Source organism: Empedobacter sp. UBA6745 (assembly GCF_002453775.1).
GTDB classification, from domain to species: Bacteria; Bacteroidota; Bacteroidia; order Flavobacteriales; family Weeksellaceae; genus Empedobacter; species Empedobacter falsenii_C.
This window is the reverse complement of sequence record NZ_DKHL01000053.1, coordinates 1-17,445: the sequence shown is the minus strand read 5'-3', so window position 1 is coordinate 17,445 and position 17,445 is coordinate 1. Positions and strand designations below refer to the sequence as shown.

18 protein-coding genes are annotated in these 17,445 nt (G+C 29.1%); 5 read left to right on the top strand and 13 right to left on the bottom strand.

Going from position 1 to position 17,445, the window contains the following annotated elements; translation table 11 throughout:
• Nucleotides 1-545 precede the first annotated feature (545 nt).
• The 5 genes from B4H69_RS15305 to B4H69_RS15285 all read right to left on the bottom strand — a co-directional run bounded on the left by B4H69_RS15305 (nucleotide 546) and on the right by B4H69_RS15285 (nucleotide 4,730).
• On the bottom strand, nucleotides 546-1,370 hold the full coding sequence (locus B4H69_RS15305; protein WP_180906459.1) for an N-acyl homoserine lactonase family protein: 825 nt from the start codon (nucleotides 1,368-1,370) through the stop codon (nucleotides 546-548).
• A gap of 68 nt (nucleotides 1,371-1,438) precedes the next feature.
• Nucleotides 1,439-1,999, bottom strand: a complete 561-nt coding sequence (locus B4H69_RS15300) for a Crp/Fnr family transcriptional regulator (protein ID WP_180906460.1) — start codon at nucleotides 1,997-1,999, stop codon at nucleotides 1,439-1,441.
• 235 nt (nucleotides 2,000-2,234) lie between these two features.
• Nucleotides 2,235-2,966, bottom strand: coding sequence for a hypothetical protein (locus B4H69_RS15295; RefSeq protein ID WP_180906461.1), 732 nt, complete (start codon nucleotides 2,964-2,966; stop codon nucleotides 2,235-2,237).
• A 58-nt stretch (nucleotides 2,967-3,024) separates the two neighbouring features.
• On the bottom strand, nucleotides 3,025-3,618 hold the full coding sequence (locus B4H69_RS15290) for a Crp/Fnr family transcriptional regulator (RefSeq protein WP_180906462.1): 594 nt from the start codon (nucleotides 3,616-3,618) through the stop codon (nucleotides 3,025-3,027).
• Nucleotides 3,619-3,719: 101 nt separating this feature from the next.
• The gene (locus tag B4H69_RS15285; protein WP_180906463.1) at nucleotides 3,720-4,730 is read right to left on the bottom strand and encodes a hypothetical protein; all 1,011 of its coding nucleotides are present in this window, start codon (nucleotides 4,728-4,730) and stop codon (nucleotides 3,720-3,722) included.
• Between the two features lie 969 nt (nucleotides 4,731-5,699).
• Between B4H69_RS15285 and B4H69_RS15280 the strand changes: the two genes are divergently transcribed.
• Together B4H69_RS15280 and B4H69_RS15275 are read left to right on the top strand one after the other, a co-directional pair.
• Complete coding sequence (locus B4H69_RS15280) at nucleotides 5,700-6,407, top strand: sensor histidine kinase (protein WP_180906465.1); 708 nt, start codon at nucleotides 5,700-5,702, stop codon at nucleotides 6,405-6,407.
• Nucleotides 6,404-7,129: a LytR/AlgR family response regulator transcription factor gene (locus B4H69_RS15275; RefSeq protein WP_180906466.1), complete on the top strand. Its 726-nt coding sequence runs from the start codon at nucleotides 6,404-6,406 to the stop codon at nucleotides 7,127-7,129. Before B4H69_RS15280 ends, B4H69_RS15275 begins: the two co-directional genes overlap by 4 nt.
• A 150-nt stretch (nucleotides 7,130-7,279) precedes the next feature.
• Here the strand turns inward: B4H69_RS15275 and B4H69_RS15270 are convergent, their stop codons facing one another.
• The 4 genes from B4H69_RS15270 to B4H69_RS16515 form a co-directional block, all read right to left on the bottom strand.
• Nucleotides 7,280-7,930 carry a hypothetical protein gene (locus tag B4H69_RS15270; RefSeq protein WP_180906467.1) on the bottom strand — a complete coding sequence of 217 codons (651 nt, stop codon included), beginning with the start codon at nucleotides 7,928-7,930 and terminating at the stop codon, nucleotides 7,280-7,282.
• A 256-nt stretch (nucleotides 7,931-8,186) separates the two neighbouring features.
• Nucleotides 8,187-8,546: a hypothetical protein gene (locus B4H69_RS15265; protein ID WP_180906468.1), complete on the bottom strand. Its 360-nt coding sequence runs from the start codon at nucleotides 8,544-8,546 to the stop codon at nucleotides 8,187-8,189.
• A gap of 340 nt (nucleotides 8,547-8,886) precedes the next feature.
• On the bottom strand, nucleotides 8,887-9,276 hold the full coding sequence (locus tag B4H69_RS15260; protein ID WP_180906469.1) for a hypothetical protein: 390 nt from the start codon (nucleotides 9,274-9,276) through the stop codon (nucleotides 8,887-8,889).
• A 254-nt stretch (nucleotides 9,277-9,530) separates the two neighbouring features.
• Complete coding sequence (locus tag B4H69_RS16515) at nucleotides 9,531-9,776, bottom strand: DUF7709 family protein (protein WP_422653373.1); 246 nt, start codon at nucleotides 9,774-9,776, stop codon at nucleotides 9,531-9,533.
• Nucleotides 9,777-9,984: 208 nt separating this feature from the next.
• Here B4H69_RS16515 and B4H69_RS15255 point away from each other — a divergent pair, with 208 nt between their 5' ends.
• The 3 genes from B4H69_RS15255 (at nucleotide 9,985) to B4H69_RS15245 (ending at nucleotide 13,369) form a co-directional block, all read left to right on the top strand.
• A complete protein-coding gene (locus B4H69_RS15255) occupies nucleotides 9,985-10,440 on the top strand; it encodes a Plug domain-containing protein (RefSeq protein ID WP_291094771.1) in 456 nt (151 codons plus the stop codon).
• Nucleotides 10,441-10,649: 209 nt separating this feature from the next.
• Nucleotides 10,650-12,158: a TonB-dependent siderophore receptor gene (locus B4H69_RS15250; RefSeq protein ID WP_291094769.1), complete on the top strand. Its 1,509-nt coding sequence runs from the start codon at nucleotides 10,650-10,652 to the stop codon at nucleotides 12,156-12,158.
• Between the two features lie 5 nt (nucleotides 12,159-12,163).
• Nucleotides 12,164-13,369, top strand: coding sequence for a PepSY-associated TM helix domain-containing protein (locus B4H69_RS15245; protein WP_291094767.1), 1,206 nt, complete (start codon nucleotides 12,164-12,166; stop codon nucleotides 13,367-13,369).
• Between the two features lie 330 nt (nucleotides 13,370-13,699).
• On the opposite strand, the gene B4H69_RS15240 is transcribed toward B4H69_RS15245, so the two are convergent.
• From B4H69_RS15240 to B4H69_RS15225, 4 genes are all read right to left on the bottom strand, one after another.
• Entirely contained in the window at nucleotides 13,700-14,101 is a 402-nt protein-coding gene (locus B4H69_RS15240) for a VOC family protein (RefSeq protein WP_291094765.1), read from the bottom strand.
• Nucleotides 14,043-14,819: a CPBP family intramembrane glutamic endopeptidase gene (locus tag B4H69_RS15235; RefSeq protein WP_291094763.1), complete on the bottom strand. Its 777-nt coding sequence runs from the start codon at nucleotides 14,817-14,819 to the stop codon at nucleotides 14,043-14,045. Before B4H69_RS15235 ends, B4H69_RS15240 begins: the two co-directional genes overlap by 59 nt.
• Before the next feature lie 394 nt (nucleotides 14,820-15,213).
• Entirely contained in the window at nucleotides 15,214-16,434 is a 1,221-nt protein-coding gene (locus B4H69_RS15230) for a serine hydrolase domain-containing protein (RefSeq protein WP_291094761.1), read from the bottom strand.
• A gap of 274 nt (nucleotides 16,435-16,708) precedes the next feature.
• A complete protein-coding gene (locus B4H69_RS15225; RefSeq protein ID WP_291094759.1) occupies nucleotides 16,709-17,215 on the bottom strand; it encodes a hypothetical protein in 507 nt (168 codons plus the stop codon).
• Nucleotides 17,216-17,445: the final 230 nt, after the last annotated feature.

Here is a 17,445-nt window from a genome sequence, read left to right as displayed (position 1 = left end):
TTAGTTGTGTGGTTTAAAAAAACACACACTAAAACCGAGCCAATAATGTTAGTTATCAATTGTTTATTCGAATAAATAATCATATAAAATCTTTAAAATTCTGATTAATGGCTTGATGCTTACAGTGAAATAATCAATACAATTACAAGAAATTAATTATTATGGCGAAAATTAAATAGAAAAGATTATACCATACATTATATAGATTAGGTAATAAAATGGATCAGTCAGTAATTTTTTTTACATGCTTTTAACTGAGCTAAGTTTTACGAAGTACGAGAACTCGAAGAACCAAAGTTCATGAATTTAGAAAGGAGCAAGGAACTTTTTTAGATTGTTAAATTAATTAAAAAACAAAAGCAAAAAGCTTTTGGTGAATTAAATAGAGTAGAAGTTCAATTCTCCCTTCAACCACCTTCAACTAAATCAGTTGTTGCACAGTTCAAAAAAAACCTCCTTAAAATCCTTTTTAAAGAGGTTACTATTTATATTATTTTTTGTGCCTAAAATCGAAGTTGTGCGCAGGTTACCAATGTTAGCTGAAGTTATATTTCAATAGTTTTAGGGATTATATCCGAATCGTGATTGGCTATCGCTTCAATACAATTGGGTTGCGCGGCAATTTCTTTTGTCCATTTCAAAGACTTAATAACCTCTTGTTTATCTACTTGTACACCGGGTAGAATCATTTGTTCCCAAGATTTTTTGGCGTAGCCTGTATCGCTTGTCAACAATAAAAAATGTCCGTTATTCTGGATGATGGTTGAAGCCAAACCGTGTGTGTGACCAGGTGTATTAACAAACACGACCGAATTATCTCCAAATAAATCATAGGAAATATTTTGTGGACCTATATTCGATTTTTCAAAACTAAAGGTTTCCAAATTTATTCCTTCCCACATATTGGGAACGTAACGATAGGGCATTTGTTCGGCATCTCGCATTTCGATGTCGCTCACCAATATTCGTTTGGCGTTTTTTACCAATTTCAATCCGCTGACGTGGTCAGAATGCAAATGACTCAACACGAGATAATCGATATCCGAATCTTTGTAACCCAATCTTGCCAATTGTTCGTTAATTGCTTGCCCTGCTGGCAAATCAGCTTTGTTAATCAACCAATGTGCAAATCCCATGTGTTTACGCCCTTGGTCGCCAATTCTTACATCGGTATGCCAACCTGTATCAATTAAAATCAAACCTTTTGGATGTTCAATTAAATAGGCAGAAACGGGCAGCCAAACTTGATGTTTTTTACTTCTGAAAACGCCTGTATAGGAAATCGGATTCCACGTTTTTTCGCTAAATGGTAAGGAAGAATCCACTTCAACGCTGCCACAATGTAAAATATGCACTTTTATTGTTTCCATTTCTTTTGTATTGATTACACAAAATTACGTGCGAAATTCTAGCAAAAAATTGATTGAAATCAAAAAAGCTATTTTCCGGCTCGTAATCGGCTCAAGGTTTCTTGCGTCATTCCCAAATAACTTGCAATGGTATTTAGCGGAACTTTATTAAAAATAGCGGGTTTGCTTTGCATTAAATCATCAAAACGTTCTTTGGGCGTTTTAAAATGAGTGGAATAAATATGCTCCGTAAATTTTCTGATATTCTCAATTAAAAACTTTTTGTCCAATTGTAAAAGACGGGGATTTTGTTCGCAAAGTTGCTCCCAGACAGCATAATTAAGCTTTATAATCTTGGTTTCGGTAACCGATTGAATTCCAAATTTGCATTCTTTGTCATAAAATACACTTTCCACAGGAAGGCTAATTTCATTTTTTTCACAAAAAGCCAAGGTAATATCCCTTGCATCGGTTTCATAAAAAACTCGGATAATCCCTTCTTCCACGAAATATATTTTTTTTGAAAGAGAAAAAGGCTCTAAAATGATTTCTTTTTTCTGAAAATTATGCGTGGAGCAATTATTCATCAACAATTCAATTTCAGATTGAGATAAATTGATTTTTTCTGATAAAAATTGAGCAAAATTCAAGGTAATTGTTATTTGTATTTGACTTTGAGTGGTTTTATATCATTGATTAAAAATAAATTCTCAACGCACTTTCTCTTCACTAAATTATGAAAAAAACATTTAATAAAGATGTAAATACGCTGTTTTCAAATATTTTAAATATTATATAAAAAGTTGTGACAGATAGATTTTTCTGTTTATCTATTATATTCAGCATTTGCTTTCGTTAAGTTTTGCCAATATGTTAGCTGTCGTTTTATTCTTTATTATAATGATGATATAGAAAAGGGACTATTTTTTCTGTTTGTCCTGTTTCTTCAATATTATGTTTTATCCAATGTTCGGCGGTTTTTTTTGAAAATACAAATGGTAAAAAACACCAATTTATAATCCAACCTAATACTGGAATATCAACTCCAATATAGGTTTCTGCATAAAATGTTGAGCCATTTTCAGAGGGTTCATAATAATGATTGATTCTTCCCACCGTCAAAAATCCAAATTTTATTAAAAAAGTAAATTCTGTTTCATCCAGTGTTATTGTTAGCATTTTATTATTAATAATTTCGTTAAAATCATTAAACTGCTCCTGAATTTTGCTATAAGCTCCAACTGCAAAACCATTATTTTTTCCTTCTTTTGGATTACTGAGTGGTTGAACTGCAATATGATCGCGATGATGCCATAAATGGTAAAAACTAACTTCTGGACCACTAAAATTTTTTCCATTCCATGTTGTTTTTTGTGCCAAATTTTCAAACCACCATTTTATCATTTTAGGTGTCACACCTTTTGAATCTTCATGTTGAATTTGAACACGTAACGCTCCATTAAGATGTTTGGTAATATCTGTCCATTTAGCCGAAGTTTGAGTTTTGAAAAGCGAATCTCCTAGGTTTTGATGCACTTTTCTTGCAATTAGTCTATTATCTCTTAGACCCATTTTTTTGGGTGAAGACCAAATATTTTTACTGATTTTTGATTGCATAATAGTATTTTTATTCAAAATTACATTACTAACAATCTTTTTTATTGACGCATATGTGTCATTTTCCTTCGTTAATATTTTTCCGAATTCGTGTTAGAGATTGTCGTGTTATTCCAAGATATGTACATAGATGGGAGATGGTTACTCTGTTGTACATTGTAGGAAATTCTTCAACAAAATTCAGGTATCTTTCTTCCGCATTTTCATCCAATAAGGCTTCAAGACGATTAAACATTCTGGAATAAATTTGTTCAAGCATTATTCTCAAATATTTTTCAAAAAGAGGATATTTTTCTGTACAATATTCAAGATGATCGATGGGAATATTTAAAATAATAGAAGGTTCTATAGCCTGAAAACTAAACTTGCTTGGTTTTTTTTTGTTCAGTGCATCAAGGTGAACCACAAGTTTTTTTTCATCAATGAAATTTACCGTAATATCTTCTCCCTTTTCGTTGATATAAAATGCACGAAGCAAGCCAGAATAAATATAACCAATAGATTTTTGTAACACATCTGCTTCAATAAAATTTTCTTTGGGATGAAGTTCTAAGATTTCAATTTTGCTTGATAATAAAATCAATGCTTCATCTGTCAGCTTTGGGCAGATTGCTTTTATATTCTCTAAATAATTTTGAATGATTAAATTCATTAGAGTCTGTGTTAAGTTTTCTTTTAACTATAGAATCTTTAAAATTATTAAATTTAATTTTTTTAATCAAAATAAACGAAGTTATTACAAATTATATGAGCTTATTTTCGCTTTTTCACAAAAGGATTATAAGAAATACCTAGATTAAAATAAAACGAAGGATCTTGTGTCGAAGAGAAAATCTTGTCATCAAATGTGTCTTTTTTATTAAATAAACCATTTGTAATTAGCGTTTTTACTCCTGTTTTAGCGGTGATAATAAAATTGTGTTTTAATAAATATTCGTACTTCAATCCATTATTTAAATCGACTTGTCTGTATTCGTATTTTTCAGATAAATTATTAGGATTCAAATGATATAAATAAAACGTGTTAGCTTCCAATTCAGTTCCTATTGATAATCGAGAATTTTTGAAAGGATGCATTCTGAAAAGAATTTGCTTTGGTAAAATAATATCTGCAAAAAAGTCATTATTAAATCTATGTTGTAAGGTAAACATTGGAATTACAGGTGTTTTAGTACTTTCATCAATGTTCAAGCCTAATCCTACTAATATTTTAGTTCGATCTGTAGATTTTAATAAAATATTTCCTGTTACAAGTCCTTTTACCCGACCAAAATATTTATCACTACCATCAAAAATAAGACTAGAACTTAGAAAAGTAGGCTTGTTAAAAAGTTTTGTACTATAAGCCAAATTCAGGGATTCGTAATGATAATGTGCATTAATATCTACATTTTTTGTTTCTTGAAACGTTGATTTATCAAATTCTATATCCATATTGGTATTCTTATAACCAAGAGTCGTACTAAGAATCCAATTCTTTTTTTTCAAAATATTGATATTTGTACTGATATTCAGTTGCGAATAATGATTAATTCGATTTCCATCATTTTTATTTCCATCAATTTTCGAAGTAAATTTAGTTGGCGTGGCGTAAGTGTATTCTATATTCAATGGTCTTGCAACAGAAAATTGTTGCGTCAAATACATATAGGCTTTTTTGGAAATACTATCTTGTTCTTTTATTTCCTTATTGTCTTGCGCATATACATTGGTAACATTTGTTAGAAGACAAAATAATATTGTTGACGTTTTAATTAATTTCATGGCTATTATCTGGCTTGAAAAATTGTTTGTTTATAAAAATTGAAATTAAAAATTTTGTCAAAAAGATTGAATTTATGATCATTGCTAATACTTTCAATATTAATTGGTTGTTGAGAATCTTTAACAAAAACAATCCATAATTCATTCAGAAATTCTTTTTCCTTTATCATCAAAAGTTTTTGTGTGGCGATAAGCGATTCAATTTCTTCGAGTTGCTCACAAAACACAATTCCGATTGATTTGTTTTCATGTGAAATAATGCTACAATTGTATTTCAAAAAATCTTTGATCAAAATTGAATCATTGTAGATTTCTATAAACCGAATAAGGTCAACTATTTGAATAATTTTACATTCAAGTTGTTCTNNGATAACGAAGTTTCGTCTATAAGATTATATAATTCTAATACTTTTGCTTGCGACATATTACTAATTTTTCGACGTAAATAAAAAGCAAAAAAATCAGTCCCAAATTCAATTTTATACGAACCAATGTATATTTTATACAAAACCTAAGGATTGCGGGTTTTTGTATAAAAACAGAATCATTTTGTATAAAAAAATATAATGTCTTTTATAAAGAAGTAATTTAGCAATCTAAATATTTTGAGTAATTATTATCTCTAAATAAATCAAAATGGAGGAGAAAATTATAGCTTTTTTATTGAACAAGAAATTGAAATTAGTTAGACAAATCATTTTTTTACTATTTTTCTTCATTTTCTTATATTGCTCTGGATTTTATTTAAGATTCCCCAAAGAAGACCGTATCTATTGGTTTGTTAGCGTGTACACTTTTTTTGTCATCATGTTTTACATCAACACCTATTATTTAGTTCCTAAATTTTTGGAGAGAAAATATTTGACCTATTTTTCGCTTTTAATCTGTCTAGTTATTGTAACCCTAAGTATTGTACTTTTAACGAATCGATATATCTTACATTTAAATACTCCAAAAGGTGAGTTTTTTATGTTACAGCCAATTTATGGAATTTTTACTTCGATTAGTTTTATCATGATTACAACAACAACAAGATTAGCGCAGAATTGGATTATTGACAAAGAAAAAATTATTGAATTAGAAAAACTAACGTATGAAATGGAATTATCTGAATTAAAAAATCAAATTAATCCCCATTTTTTATTTAATAATTTGAATAGCGTAAAAGCACTTATCAGAAAAAATCCCGAAGAAGCTGTGAATACAGTTGTGAAGTTGTCTGAATTTCTGCGTTTTCAGTTGTATGAAAATCGAAACAATAAAAACAATTTGTGTCAAGAGATTTTATTTCTTACCAATTATTTGGAATTAGAGCAAAAAAGACGGGACGATTTTACGATAAAAATCAACAATAACATTGATTATGAGTCACTTAATCAACGTTTAATACCATCAAATTTATTCACTGTTTTTATCGAAAATGCGGTTAAACATAGTGTCGATGTTAATGATAATGCGTCTTATATTAATATCAATTTTAGCATAATAAATCTTATGTTGCATTTTGAATGTAGCAATTCTATCTGTCCAGATTTTAAAATTTCTGGCACAAAAAATAAAGGAATTGGTCTTACGAATATCAAAAGAAGATTAGAACTTTTATATGGCAAGAGCTATGAGTTGAAGCTAAAAAAGAATGAAAAAGAATTTGTTGTTAACTTAAATCTACCTTTATGAAATGTATTATAATTGATGATGAACCTCTTGCACGTGAGGAATTATCGGAGGAACTTACTAGTTTTGAATCCGTTGAAATTATTGGAAGTTTTGGTAATACAATCAAAGCGCTTGATTTTACTAAGAACAATCACGTCGATTTAGTTTTTTTGGATATTGAAATGCCAACCATAAATGGTCTGGAACTCGCAAAACAATTGTCTACGAATACATTATTTATTTTTACGACGGCTTATCCACAGTTTGCGATTGATGGCTACGAGTTAGATGCGATAGATTATTTATTGAAACCTATTTCGCAAGAACGGCTAAAAAAAGCAATTAATAAAGCAGAATTATTGCATCAATTATTATCAGATAATACCATAAAATCAACAATTGAATCTAATTCAGCTCAATTTATGTTTATCAAAGCAGACCGAAGATTTCATAAACTAAACTTTGAGGATATTACACATATCGAAGCTTTGAAAGATTATGTCATCATTTATACGGACAAACAAAAGTTGATAACCGCTATGAATCTGAAAACGATGCATACAAAGCTTCCAAACACAAGCTTTTATAGAGTGAGCAAATCCTATATTGTGAATAAGAATCACATCACTTCTTTTGATTATAACACTTTGTACATCGATGATGTTGCGATTGCAATAGGTTCTACTTATCGTAAATTATTTTTTGATAATTATGGCGAAGGTTATATAAAAATGGAGGATTGAGGCAAAACAACTGACAATACGTTTAATGTTAGGGATTATTAGTCCATCTTATATCCTGGCTTTTTGTAGTTTTTTGGTTTTAATTAAATATTGCCAATTTCTATTTAACCATACATTTTACCATGCCAATGTTACCTGCAGGCGTTTTAGTTATTTTAGGTCATATGAATATCCTATTTCTTTCAGGTCCTTTTCAAGTTGTTTCCAATCTTCAAGTTCCTCTACGATTGTTAAAACCATTTCTTTTGTTAAGGTTTTCCCGTTATATATTTCTGTTACGGTTTTTAATGGGATTCCAGTTTCTATAAAACTTTCTTCAAAATATTCAGTAGCCCAATCAATGTAAGTTTGTGGATTACCATCAAAAATTTCTAAAAATTCATCAGATCCATCTTGAAAATGTTCAAGTTTTCCGATTTTCCATTTATTTTGTTTTGTAGTCCAAATGCAGAATGTTGATCCAATTGATTGTACAGGTTCTCCAAATATAAACTCATTAAATATTTCAGGCATTTCCTGAGTTAATTTTTCTTTTGCAGGAAGTTTTTCTTCGAAATCATAGAGCTCGTGAGCAAACCCATTTATTACACAACCTTCTTGCACAAATAAAATTAGCATTTGGTCTCCTTCACCATTTCTCATTTCGAAAAATTCTTCATTTTCTGACCACTTGTCATTATACGAATAGTAACGATATTCCCATTCTTGCGAAAGAATAGCATCTAAGACAGAGATTGCTTTGCAAATTGACTTTAGTTTTCTTGGATCAGGGAGTGAATTAATATTTTTAGTTGATATCATTTTGTCAAGTATGTTCGATTTACGCTTGCAGCTAACATTGCTTTTTTACGAAACTACTATAGTTTTAGTTTTGTAAAAAACACCTATATCTATCTTCCGTATTATTATTCCAAACATACAACAACTATTTTACAATAAATTACGATTTCTTGTAAAAACAAAAACCTAGCTTAAAAAAACTTAGCGAGGTTTTACAGTTTATTTTTTATCTGAAATGTCTATTTATGTAACAGTTAGCTATGTTTTCAGAAATGTTTTATTCTACTTCATTCAATTTATTTAAAAAAACAGTAAGCTTTTCCTCATCTATAGAAAAATCTTTTTTAATAACATTATTTTCAGTGAGGGCAAAGATTAATTGATTTCTCCCTACAATTTTACTACTTGTAAATTGTTTTTCTTGGAGTATAAAAGTAACTTTATTTGTAAACTTACCGTTTCCTAAAGGTTGGATTTCTCCTTTAATTATTTCAACATTTTTTAAGTTGTAGATGTAGAAATTATTTCCATTCTTTTGATAATTAAATGCTATTTGATTATTTAGGAAAATATTTTCTTTATCAAACTTAACGGCTGTAATGTTTTGTTTTTGAGCTAAAATAATTTGATATGGCAATAAGAATAGAATCAAAAAGATACTAAAGTGTTTCATTAATTTTATATTATTATAGTTAGTTTTTTATCAAGCATTTCTACTAAAAAAACTTTGCAAAGGCAGGAATTCGAAGAACTAAAGTTCATGAATTCAGAACCAAAGCAAAGAGCTTTTGGTGAATTAAATAGAGTAGAAGTTCAATTCTCCCTTCAACCGCCATTCAACTAAACCAGTTGTTGTACAGTTCAACAATAAATCTCCTTAAAATATTTCTATAGAGGTTATTATTTATATTATTTTGTGTTTTTGTATTTAAAATTGGAAATGTGAAATAGCTACCAATGTTGGCTGAGTTATATTATTATTTTTTTATAAAAGGTGAATTTTCAAGACATTCTTCAGTATTACATAATATAAATCTGTCATTTCCTTGAAATTTAATTATACCGTTTGTAACATTTCCAATCGGTATATCAACAATTTCTCCACTACAGTCAGGTTTAGAGTTTGTCCTAAGCCTTGTATCAGTCATTTTATAAATGTTCTCTTCTAATTTTTTAATAATAAATTTATTATTTGTTTCCTCTTCTCCAGATATTGATATTCTATTACCTTTATTATCAATAATCCAAGTTTCAATACAACCATCAAAATCAGCTTCCCAAGTTCCAATTATTGGAGATATACTATTATTCGTAGCACAAGAGTTTAATGATATTAAAGTTATAATTAAGGTGATTTTTTTTATCATAATTTTTTTATAAAGTCATGGAATAATTACAGCCAACACTATTTTCGTAAAATTAAACTCAAATATACAAACAAAATTAGATTGTATACCTTATTGTATAAAATTAACAACCTCCCTAAAATCGCTTTTAAAAAGGTTATTATTTATTCTATTTTGTGTTTTTGTACCTAAAATTGGAGTTGTGAAACAGTTACCGATGTTGTGCGATGGTTATTGATTGGGGTTTTCCTTAATTTCAAAAATATACTCTTTTTTCAATTTAGGTTTGATAGTTGCATTCTTATAAGTTCCTTTGATTTGCAATTCTGTATCCTAATTTCCTTTGGTAAGTTTAAATTGTACAGGACTTTTTGCTTTAATGATATTTTTCTCTCGAAATCTGATATTTTTTCATTTTTATTATACAAATCTATATTATGAAGCATAGTTGCTACAGGACCAGTCTGAACTACATTACCATTTTTTAATTTCACTTCAGGTAATATTTCATTTTCTTGAATTATTTTTTGATCATTTTAGCTAACGTATTTTTGATTTTAACATATTTTGAAGTTTTATTCATTAAAAATATTGTTTTACTAATTATGGGTTGGTATCAAAATATAATAAATAAAACTTAATTATTGGAGGATTTAAAATAAGAAAAAACTATAAAATTTATTTAGAATAAATAAGAATAATGAAATAGCTTTGTTAAAATTTTTTAAAATGAAAAAAGTAACAATAGTACTTTCATTATTATATGCATCTATTTCCTTTGCACAAGAAAAGGATTCAATACAGACCAATACTTTAGGCGAAGTAATTATCAATACATTTATTAAAAAGGATACCGATACTTCAAATAAAATGCCGTTGAAATTCATTGAAAATCCACAAGTTTTTTCGAGTATTGATAAATCAGTTTTAGAACATCAGGTCATTTTTACAGTTGACGATGCTTATCGTAATGTAACAGGTTTACAAAAAATGTGGAATTCTACTGGACGTTCTGGTGATGGAGGAGCTTATGTAACTTTAAGAGGTTTTGTTTCCAATAACTCTTTACGTAACGGTTTGGTAGCACCTGTTTCTACAACTATTGATGCTGTAAATTTGGAAAGATTGGAAGTTTTGAAAGGACCTTCCGCTACGATGTTTGGTAGTAATGTTACTNNGTTGTAAATAGAATTACAAAAAAACCGCATGAAAATTTTGATGGATCAGTAAGTATTGCAGGTGGAAGTTATAATTATTATCGAACTTCTGCAGATGTAAATGCTCCGATTACAAATGATAATAAATTATTATTCAGAATTAATACTGCTTATACAAATTCTGGTACTTTTCAGAAAAAAAATAGTGGAAATGAATATTTTGCTTTTGCGCCTTCATTGCGATACAAACCAAATGATCGATTAGATATTAATGTTGATTTTGAGATGTACGAAAATAATGCAATGGCAGAGCAAATGTTTTTTTACTTAGCTGGTAATCCTTCTTTAGGGATTAATAATATGAATGATGTAGAACGAGTTTTAGGATTAGATTATAAACAATCTTATGTTGGTGATGGTCTTAAAGCAAAATCAAAGGTTAGAAATATATTTGGTCAAGTAAATTATATAATTGATGATCATATAAAATCATCTACAAATATTAGTACTGCTTATTCTCAATCGAATGGATTTAGCCCATATTTTTATGTAGCTCTAGAAAGTACATATACTAAAAACCCATTAGATACAGAATTAGGCGTTATGCGTGCTGATCAATCAACAAGAGACAGTAAAAAAACAACTTTTCAAATTCAACAAAATTTTAATTTCGATTATACATTTGGTAAAATGAGAAATAGAACGGTTATTGGTTTAGATTATATGCAAACGAAAGATAATCAGCTATTTATTTCTGGTGACTTTGATTGGGTTCCGTTTAAAAATGGAAATTATTCTAACATGAATAATCATACTTTACAAGATTTTTATAATACTTCAAATTCGGTTGGTGAATATCCAGTTATTGGTGAATTAAATACGTATAGTGGATACATTTCAAATGTTTTTACGCCAGTAGAGGGATTAAATATTTTGGCTTCTGTTCGTTACGAGAACAATGATTCTAAAGAAGGATTATTATATAGTAATGTTACAAAAGCATATTCTCAAGCAGCTTGGTCTCCAAAGCTTGGATTTGTATATGAATTTGTTCCAAGTAAATTCTCGGTTTTTGGTAATTACCAAAATAGTTTCAAAAGCAATGGATATTATACAATAGACAAACAAAATAATGTTGCATTGTCTGATCCTGAAAAAGCAAACCAATTTGAAGGAGGTTTAAAAATGAATATTTTTAACAATAAGATTAATGCGACTTTAAGTTATTATACTATCAATGTCAAAAATTCTTTGTTATATACAGGAGAATATACTGATACTTTTCAATCTGTTCAATCTCAATCAGGAAAAGTGAAAAGTGAAGGGGTTGAATTAGAGGTTAATGCATATTTGGTAAAAGGATTTTCGTTCGTAGGTGGTTTGGCCTATAATAATGCGAAAGTTACAGAAAATCCTACAAATGAATCGTTGGTTGGAACAAGACCAACAACTGCAGGATCTGAATGGTTAGCGAATTTTAATGCAAGTTATCAATTCTTAGATGGTGCTATCAAAGGATTTGGTTTCGGAATAGGAGGTAATTATGCAAGCAAAAATCAAGTGAATAGTACATTCTATTTACCTGAATATTTTATCGTAAATGCAAATGCATTCTATGATGCGAAGAAATTTAGAGTAGGTGTAAAAGTAGATAATCTGACAAACGAGCATTATTGGATTGGTTATACAACAGCTAATCCACAACAGTTAGTAAATGTTTCGGGAAGTCTTACATTCAAATTTTAATCGAAATGGCTTCCAAGCAAAAATCATCAAAAAAAGGAGGTAAACTGAAAAAAATATTTGGAAAACTTCATCTCTGGTTTGGGTTAATTATTGGATTAATAATTTTTATTGTTTCAATAACTGGAGCGTTATATGTTTTTAAAGATGAATTCGAAAACATAGCTCGTAAGGATGTTATCTATCATCAAGAAAAAGATATTGAGCATAAAAATGTAATTCCTATTCGTCAATTAGAAAAATTAGTTGACGAGCAAACCAAAGAAAAATATTCTATTCATTGGGTGAATATACCTCTGGATAAAAACATGTCGTATATGTTTTATTGGTATGAACATGATGTAAATGCTTGGAATTATTTTGATGAATTTCCTATCTATAAACAAGCTTATGTAAATCCATATACAGGGAAAGTTTTAAGAGTTTATGACGAAAAAAATGGATTCTTCAATATTGTAAAAATGATACATTGGAGTTTCTTATTAAAACAGAGCTGGGGAAGTTACGTGGTAGGAATTCCTGTTATTATCTTTATTTTTATGTTAATCAGCGGTATTGTATTATGGTGGCCAAAAAATAAAGCGGCTAAAAAACAACGCTTCTGGTTCAGATGGAAAGACATAAAAAATTGGAAACGTAAAAATTATGATCTTCATAATATATTAGGATTTTATTCTTCAATTTTTGCATTAATCTTTTCTATAACAGGGTTATTTTATGCATTTTTTATTGTTCAAGCAACTATTTATGTGATTTTTTCAGGAGGTAATACTGCATATCCAGATTTTTCTCATATCAAAACAACTGCGCCAATAGAATTAAGACAAGAGTCTACACTCGATAAGATTATTGAAACTGTAAAAACCAACTATCCTAACTCGTATGGTTTTTCTATTGATTTAGGACATGAACATATGGACGATCACGAACATCCAAATTTTGAAGTTTATGTTGCACACAAAAAACAAGTTTATTATAGCAGTAGTAGCTTAATTTTTGATGAAAATTCAGGTAAATTATTGCATACACATGATCCGAAAGATAAGAATTTTGGAGAAAAAGTTGTTGGTGCAAATTATGATATACATGTCGGATCAATTTTAGGATTACCTACAAAAATATTGGCCTTTATAGTAAGTTTAATTTGTGCAACTTTACCTGTCACAGGTTTTATAATTTGGTGGGGAAGAAGGAAGAAAAAGAAAAAAGCATAAGTTTTATTTTATTTCAATTTTAATATATCTAACTAATAACCCTCAAATTCATTTTAAATAGAATTTGAGGGTTATTTTTATCAAACGATTGATTTTCTAACTTTAATTACTTAATATCTTTTACTTTATTTACAAATCCAGAATAAATAGGCTATTTTGTCCTTCAAAAAAAATACATACAAATCAGAGGTATATCTTATTGTATAAAACTAAAACCTCCCTAAAATCGCTTTTATAGAGGTTACTATTTATACTATTTTGTGTTTTTGTACCTAAAATAGGAGTTGTGCAACAGTTACCTATGCTAGCTGTAGCCCGAATGTTTTCAACTTATTTCTTGTTTAGTTTTTCGGCAAATGCTATTATGTGTCCGTCAATGTCTGAAAAATAGCAAACTCTGTTGCCCCAATCTCGGTGTTCAATTTCGCTTATTAGTTTTGCTCCAATTTTTGTTGCGTTGTCAAATTCGAGTTCGATGTTTTCAACATAAAAGTAAAGTTCGCATCTTGGTATTTCGTTTCCTTGGTCTGGGTGTGGTGTGGTGTCCGAAAGTTTTTTTACAATTCCTTTGTTAGGCATTAAATCTAATTTACGATTTTCGGCAAGTTTAAATTCTGTCATTCCTGGAACGTTCAAATTAGTATTTTGTCGAAATAATTTTGTATAAAAATTATCACTTGCTTTTTGTTCGTTTACATAAAGTATCGTTTCGATTAGTTGAATATGTTTCATTTGTTTTAGTTAGCGTGAGTTTTACAAATGTTAGGAATAAAATTGCGAGTATTATCGCTCCCAAATATCCTTCGCTCCCATAAATCCAGTGTTCGTTAAGATTACTTTGAATTGTGAAATAATTGTTTCCAAAATGAAGTCCGATAGGAAGCCAAATTGTTCTGAAATAGAAATACACAATCGTTAAAAAAGCTCCTGCGAAAAATAAAGTCGGACCCGTTTTTATCATATTGATTTCGGGATTGAGTAAGTGAACCAACATAAATAGTAATCCAATAGTTATAGAAATATTTATTGCCGATAAATGGCGATTACAGTAATTAAGAAAGATTCCCCGAAACCAAAGTTCTTCCCAAGCTACGATTGCCAAGGTTACAAAAATAGAAGTTACCGTAAATGTCGTTTCTAATTTAAGTTCGCTGAAAGTTGTTGCTCCTGTTAAAATCCCTGCCAAAATCGGACAGACTGCAATGATTCCACCTGCTATAATTCCAATAGGAAGGAAATAAATTTTTCTTAAACACCAAAAATTTTTGATTTCGGTATTTAGATTGAAGATTTTTGTGGTCGTAATATTTACAAGCACGAACAAAGCTAAAACTATAAAAGCCGAATTTAACCAATCAGGAGTTTTGAAAAGTTGGGCAATGCCCATTACCAACATTCCTATAATTAAGAATATTAAAATTGTGAGATAGCTTTTTAGTTTTGGGTTCAATTTTGAGTACGTTTTTTTGTGGCGTGAGTTTGGAATGGGTTACAGCCGCGGCTTGGCGATAGTACGGGCTTGAATTGAGCGATAGTTCAATTCATATCAAAAAGAGCAAAGCTGTGATCCTTTTTGTAAATTTAATAAAAAATACAAAAGCAAACAGCTTTTGGAGAATTAAATAGAGTGGAAGTTCAATTGTTTATTAAACAGGTTTTTAGCTGTTTTCACACAGCTTAAAAATTAAACTCAAATATACAAACAAAACTACATGGTACACTTTGTTGTGCAAAATACAAAATCTCCCTAAAATCGCTTTTAAAGAGGTTGTTATTTATACTATTTTGTGTTTTTGTACCTAAAATAGGAGTTGTGCAACAATTCCCCTTGTTTCTTCAGGCTTTTATTTACTAATTGTGTTTTCATAATCTGATAAAGATTTCCATATTTCCTCTATTTCGGGCCATACATTATCGGTAAAATCAGTGTCAGTATTTACCAGAACTATTTTGCCTATCTTGGTTATTGGATTAAAATACATTGCTGTGAAGACTCCTGGATCAGAACCATTATGACCAATCAGATCATTTTCAATTTTTAAAAAATCATCACGAAACTCTATGAAAACTCCATAATTTTCCGTTTTCCCATTTTCTATAAACTTCTGTTTTTCAAAAAGTTTTCTATAACTTTCTTTGTTTAATAATTTCCCATTCCTTTCGTATCCATTTATTAATTCGGATAAAAATAATCCTAAATCATTACTTGATGTAAGAAATCCTCCATCTGCATATGTTATAAGTGAATATTCGGCAATCATTTTTTCTTTATATGCAAATAACCTTGAGCGCTTTGTTGGGTCAATATCTACTGATGTCCAACCAGAATTATTCATTTTCAATGGTTTCAGAATGTAGTTTTGTGTAAACGTACGGTAATCTTGTTTAGTTGCAGATTCTATAACCAAAGCGCAAAGAGCAGCTGCAATATTGGAATATTCACGATTCTCGCCAGGTTTTGAGTTTAAAAATGAATTCTTTTGATACCATTTTCCGTTTTCCGTTAAACTATTTTCGATGAATTCACGTAATTCAATATTTGTTTCTGGTTTGTTGAAATAACTGTAAACTCCTTCATTTTCGTCATGTTTGTCTTTGGTTAAAACATAAGATTTTGCATAAATTTCATCAAGGTCGGTAATGGAAGAAGTATGATAAGCTAAATGCTTAATTAAAATAGGAACTTGGGGATGATTTGGGTTGATAATCTTAAATGGTAAATATTTATTAATTGGGTCGTTAAGATTTAGTTTTCCCAATTCTTGAGCTTTGAGTAATGAAATTCCTATAAGTGTTTTGGATATCGAAGCTATATTTTGAATTGTATTGGATGTATATGGTTTGTTTTGTTCTATATCTGCAAATCCGAGCCCTTTATCGTAAATCAATCCTTTATCGTTCACGATAGAAACAGAAAATCCTTTAATTTCATCTTTTTGGTATGCTAATTCTAAATTTTCGGTTAGTACATCATTTATTGTATTATGATGTTTTTGACTTTTCTGAATAGTTGTACAAGAAAACAGCAGAGTAGAAGAGATAAAAATTAAAAGTATGTTTTTCATAATTTTCATTTTGTTACAGTCGTTTGATTAAAGCTTGTAGGTAACATATTTTTTTTACGAAGTGAAATAAAGTTTCGTAAAATTAAATTCAAATATACAAACAAAACTACATTTTACACCTTATTGTGTAAAATAAAAAACTCACTTATAAATACTTAGCAAGATTATATATCTATTGTTTTTTGTCTTCAATAGTTTTTTCAATACATCTCTAGTCCTTCAAACAAAACGAAAGTCAGTATTATTTACTATAGAATTTTACAAATATGTTATTTTATATCATTAAGTCTAAGAAACGTATTATAAGTTCTCCTATTTTCTCATGATCATACTTTTCAATTTCTAATATTTTTATTTTCAGTTCTATGATTGATCTTCGTAATTCACCTCCTTCTTCTGGATAATATTCGTGTAATATAAAATCAGTCAAGCTATAAATAAAGTCCAATATTTCCTTAATTTCAGATTCATTTTCAGCGATGTCAAGTTTGTTTGTTAATTTTCTAATGAGATTAGAAAATTCCACTTCATCTTTCTCCTCGAATAATCCCAAATAGGCAAATTCTGATAAAGTTCCTATTCCATAGTATTTATGAAAATCATTCTTGTCAATCAATTGATTAGTTTGTTCAAAATATGATTGTTTTGTCTTGTCATGAAAATTAGATGTTAGTTCATGAAATATTAAATGCTTTTTTTGATAATCATCAAATGCACTCTCAGTACTTTGCAAATGGGGTATTTCTTTTCTAAAAAATACAAGAAACTCTTGTACATTCATATTTTGCTATTTATAGATATTATCTCTTTGATTACGATTCTACACGAAGTAAAATATAGTTTAGTTCTATAAAATTACTACTAAATATTCAATTAAGCTTTTAACAATAAACTACGGTCTCCCACAAAAACAAAAAAAACTTCCTAAAATTTCTTCTAGAGAGGTTGTTATTTATGATATTTAAAATTAGAGTTGTGCAACAGTTACCAATGTTGAACTAAACCTCCAGT

Excerpts from the sequence above, each read along its gene's own strand:
- B4H69_RS15285 (WP_180906463.1), bottom strand. The coding sequence starts at position 4,730 with ATGAAATTAATTAAAACGTCAACAATATTATTTTGTCTTCTAACAAAT.
- B4H69_RS15305 (WP_180906459.1), bottom strand. The coding sequence starts at position 1,370 with ATGGAAACAATAAAAGTGCATATTTTACATTGTGGCAGCGTTGAAGTG.
- B4H69_RS15230 (WP_291094761.1), bottom strand. The coding sequence starts at position 16,434 with ATGAAAAACATACTTTTAATTTTTATCTCTTCTACTCTGCTGTTTTCT.
- B4H69_RS15280 (WP_180906465.1), top strand. The coding sequence starts at position 5,700 with ATGTTACAGCCAATTTATGGAATTTTTACTTCGATTAGTTTTATCATG.
- B4H69_RS15295 (WP_180906461.1), bottom strand. The coding sequence starts at position 2,966 with ATGCAATCAAAAATCAGTAAAAATATTTGGTCTTCACCCAAAAAAATG.
- B4H69_RS15270 (WP_180906467.1), bottom strand. The coding sequence starts at position 7,930 with ATGATATCAACTAAAAATATTAATTCACTCCCTGATCCAAGAAAACTA.
- B4H69_RS15240 (WP_291094765.1), bottom strand. The coding sequence starts at position 14,101 with ATGAAACATATTCAACTAATCGAAACGATACTTTATGTAAACGAACAA.
- B4H69_RS15275 (WP_180906466.1), top strand. The coding sequence starts at position 6,404 with ATGAAATGTATTATAATTGATGATGAACCTCTTGCACGTGAGGAATTA.
- B4H69_RS15290 (WP_180906462.1), bottom strand. The coding sequence starts at position 3,618 with ATGAATTTAATCATTCAAAATTATTTAGAGAATATAAAAGCAATCTGC.
- B4H69_RS15260 (WP_180906469.1), bottom strand. The coding sequence starts at position 9,276 with ATGATAAAAAAAATCACCTTAATTATAACTTTAATATCATTAAACTCT.
- B4H69_RS15245 (WP_291094767.1), top strand. The coding sequence starts at position 12,164 with ATGGCTTCCAAGCAAAAATCATCAAAAAAAGGAGGTAAACTGAAAAAA.
- B4H69_RS15225 (WP_291094759.1), bottom strand. The coding sequence starts at position 17,215 with ATGAATGTACAAGAGTTTCTTGTATTTTTTAGAAAAGAAATACCCCAT.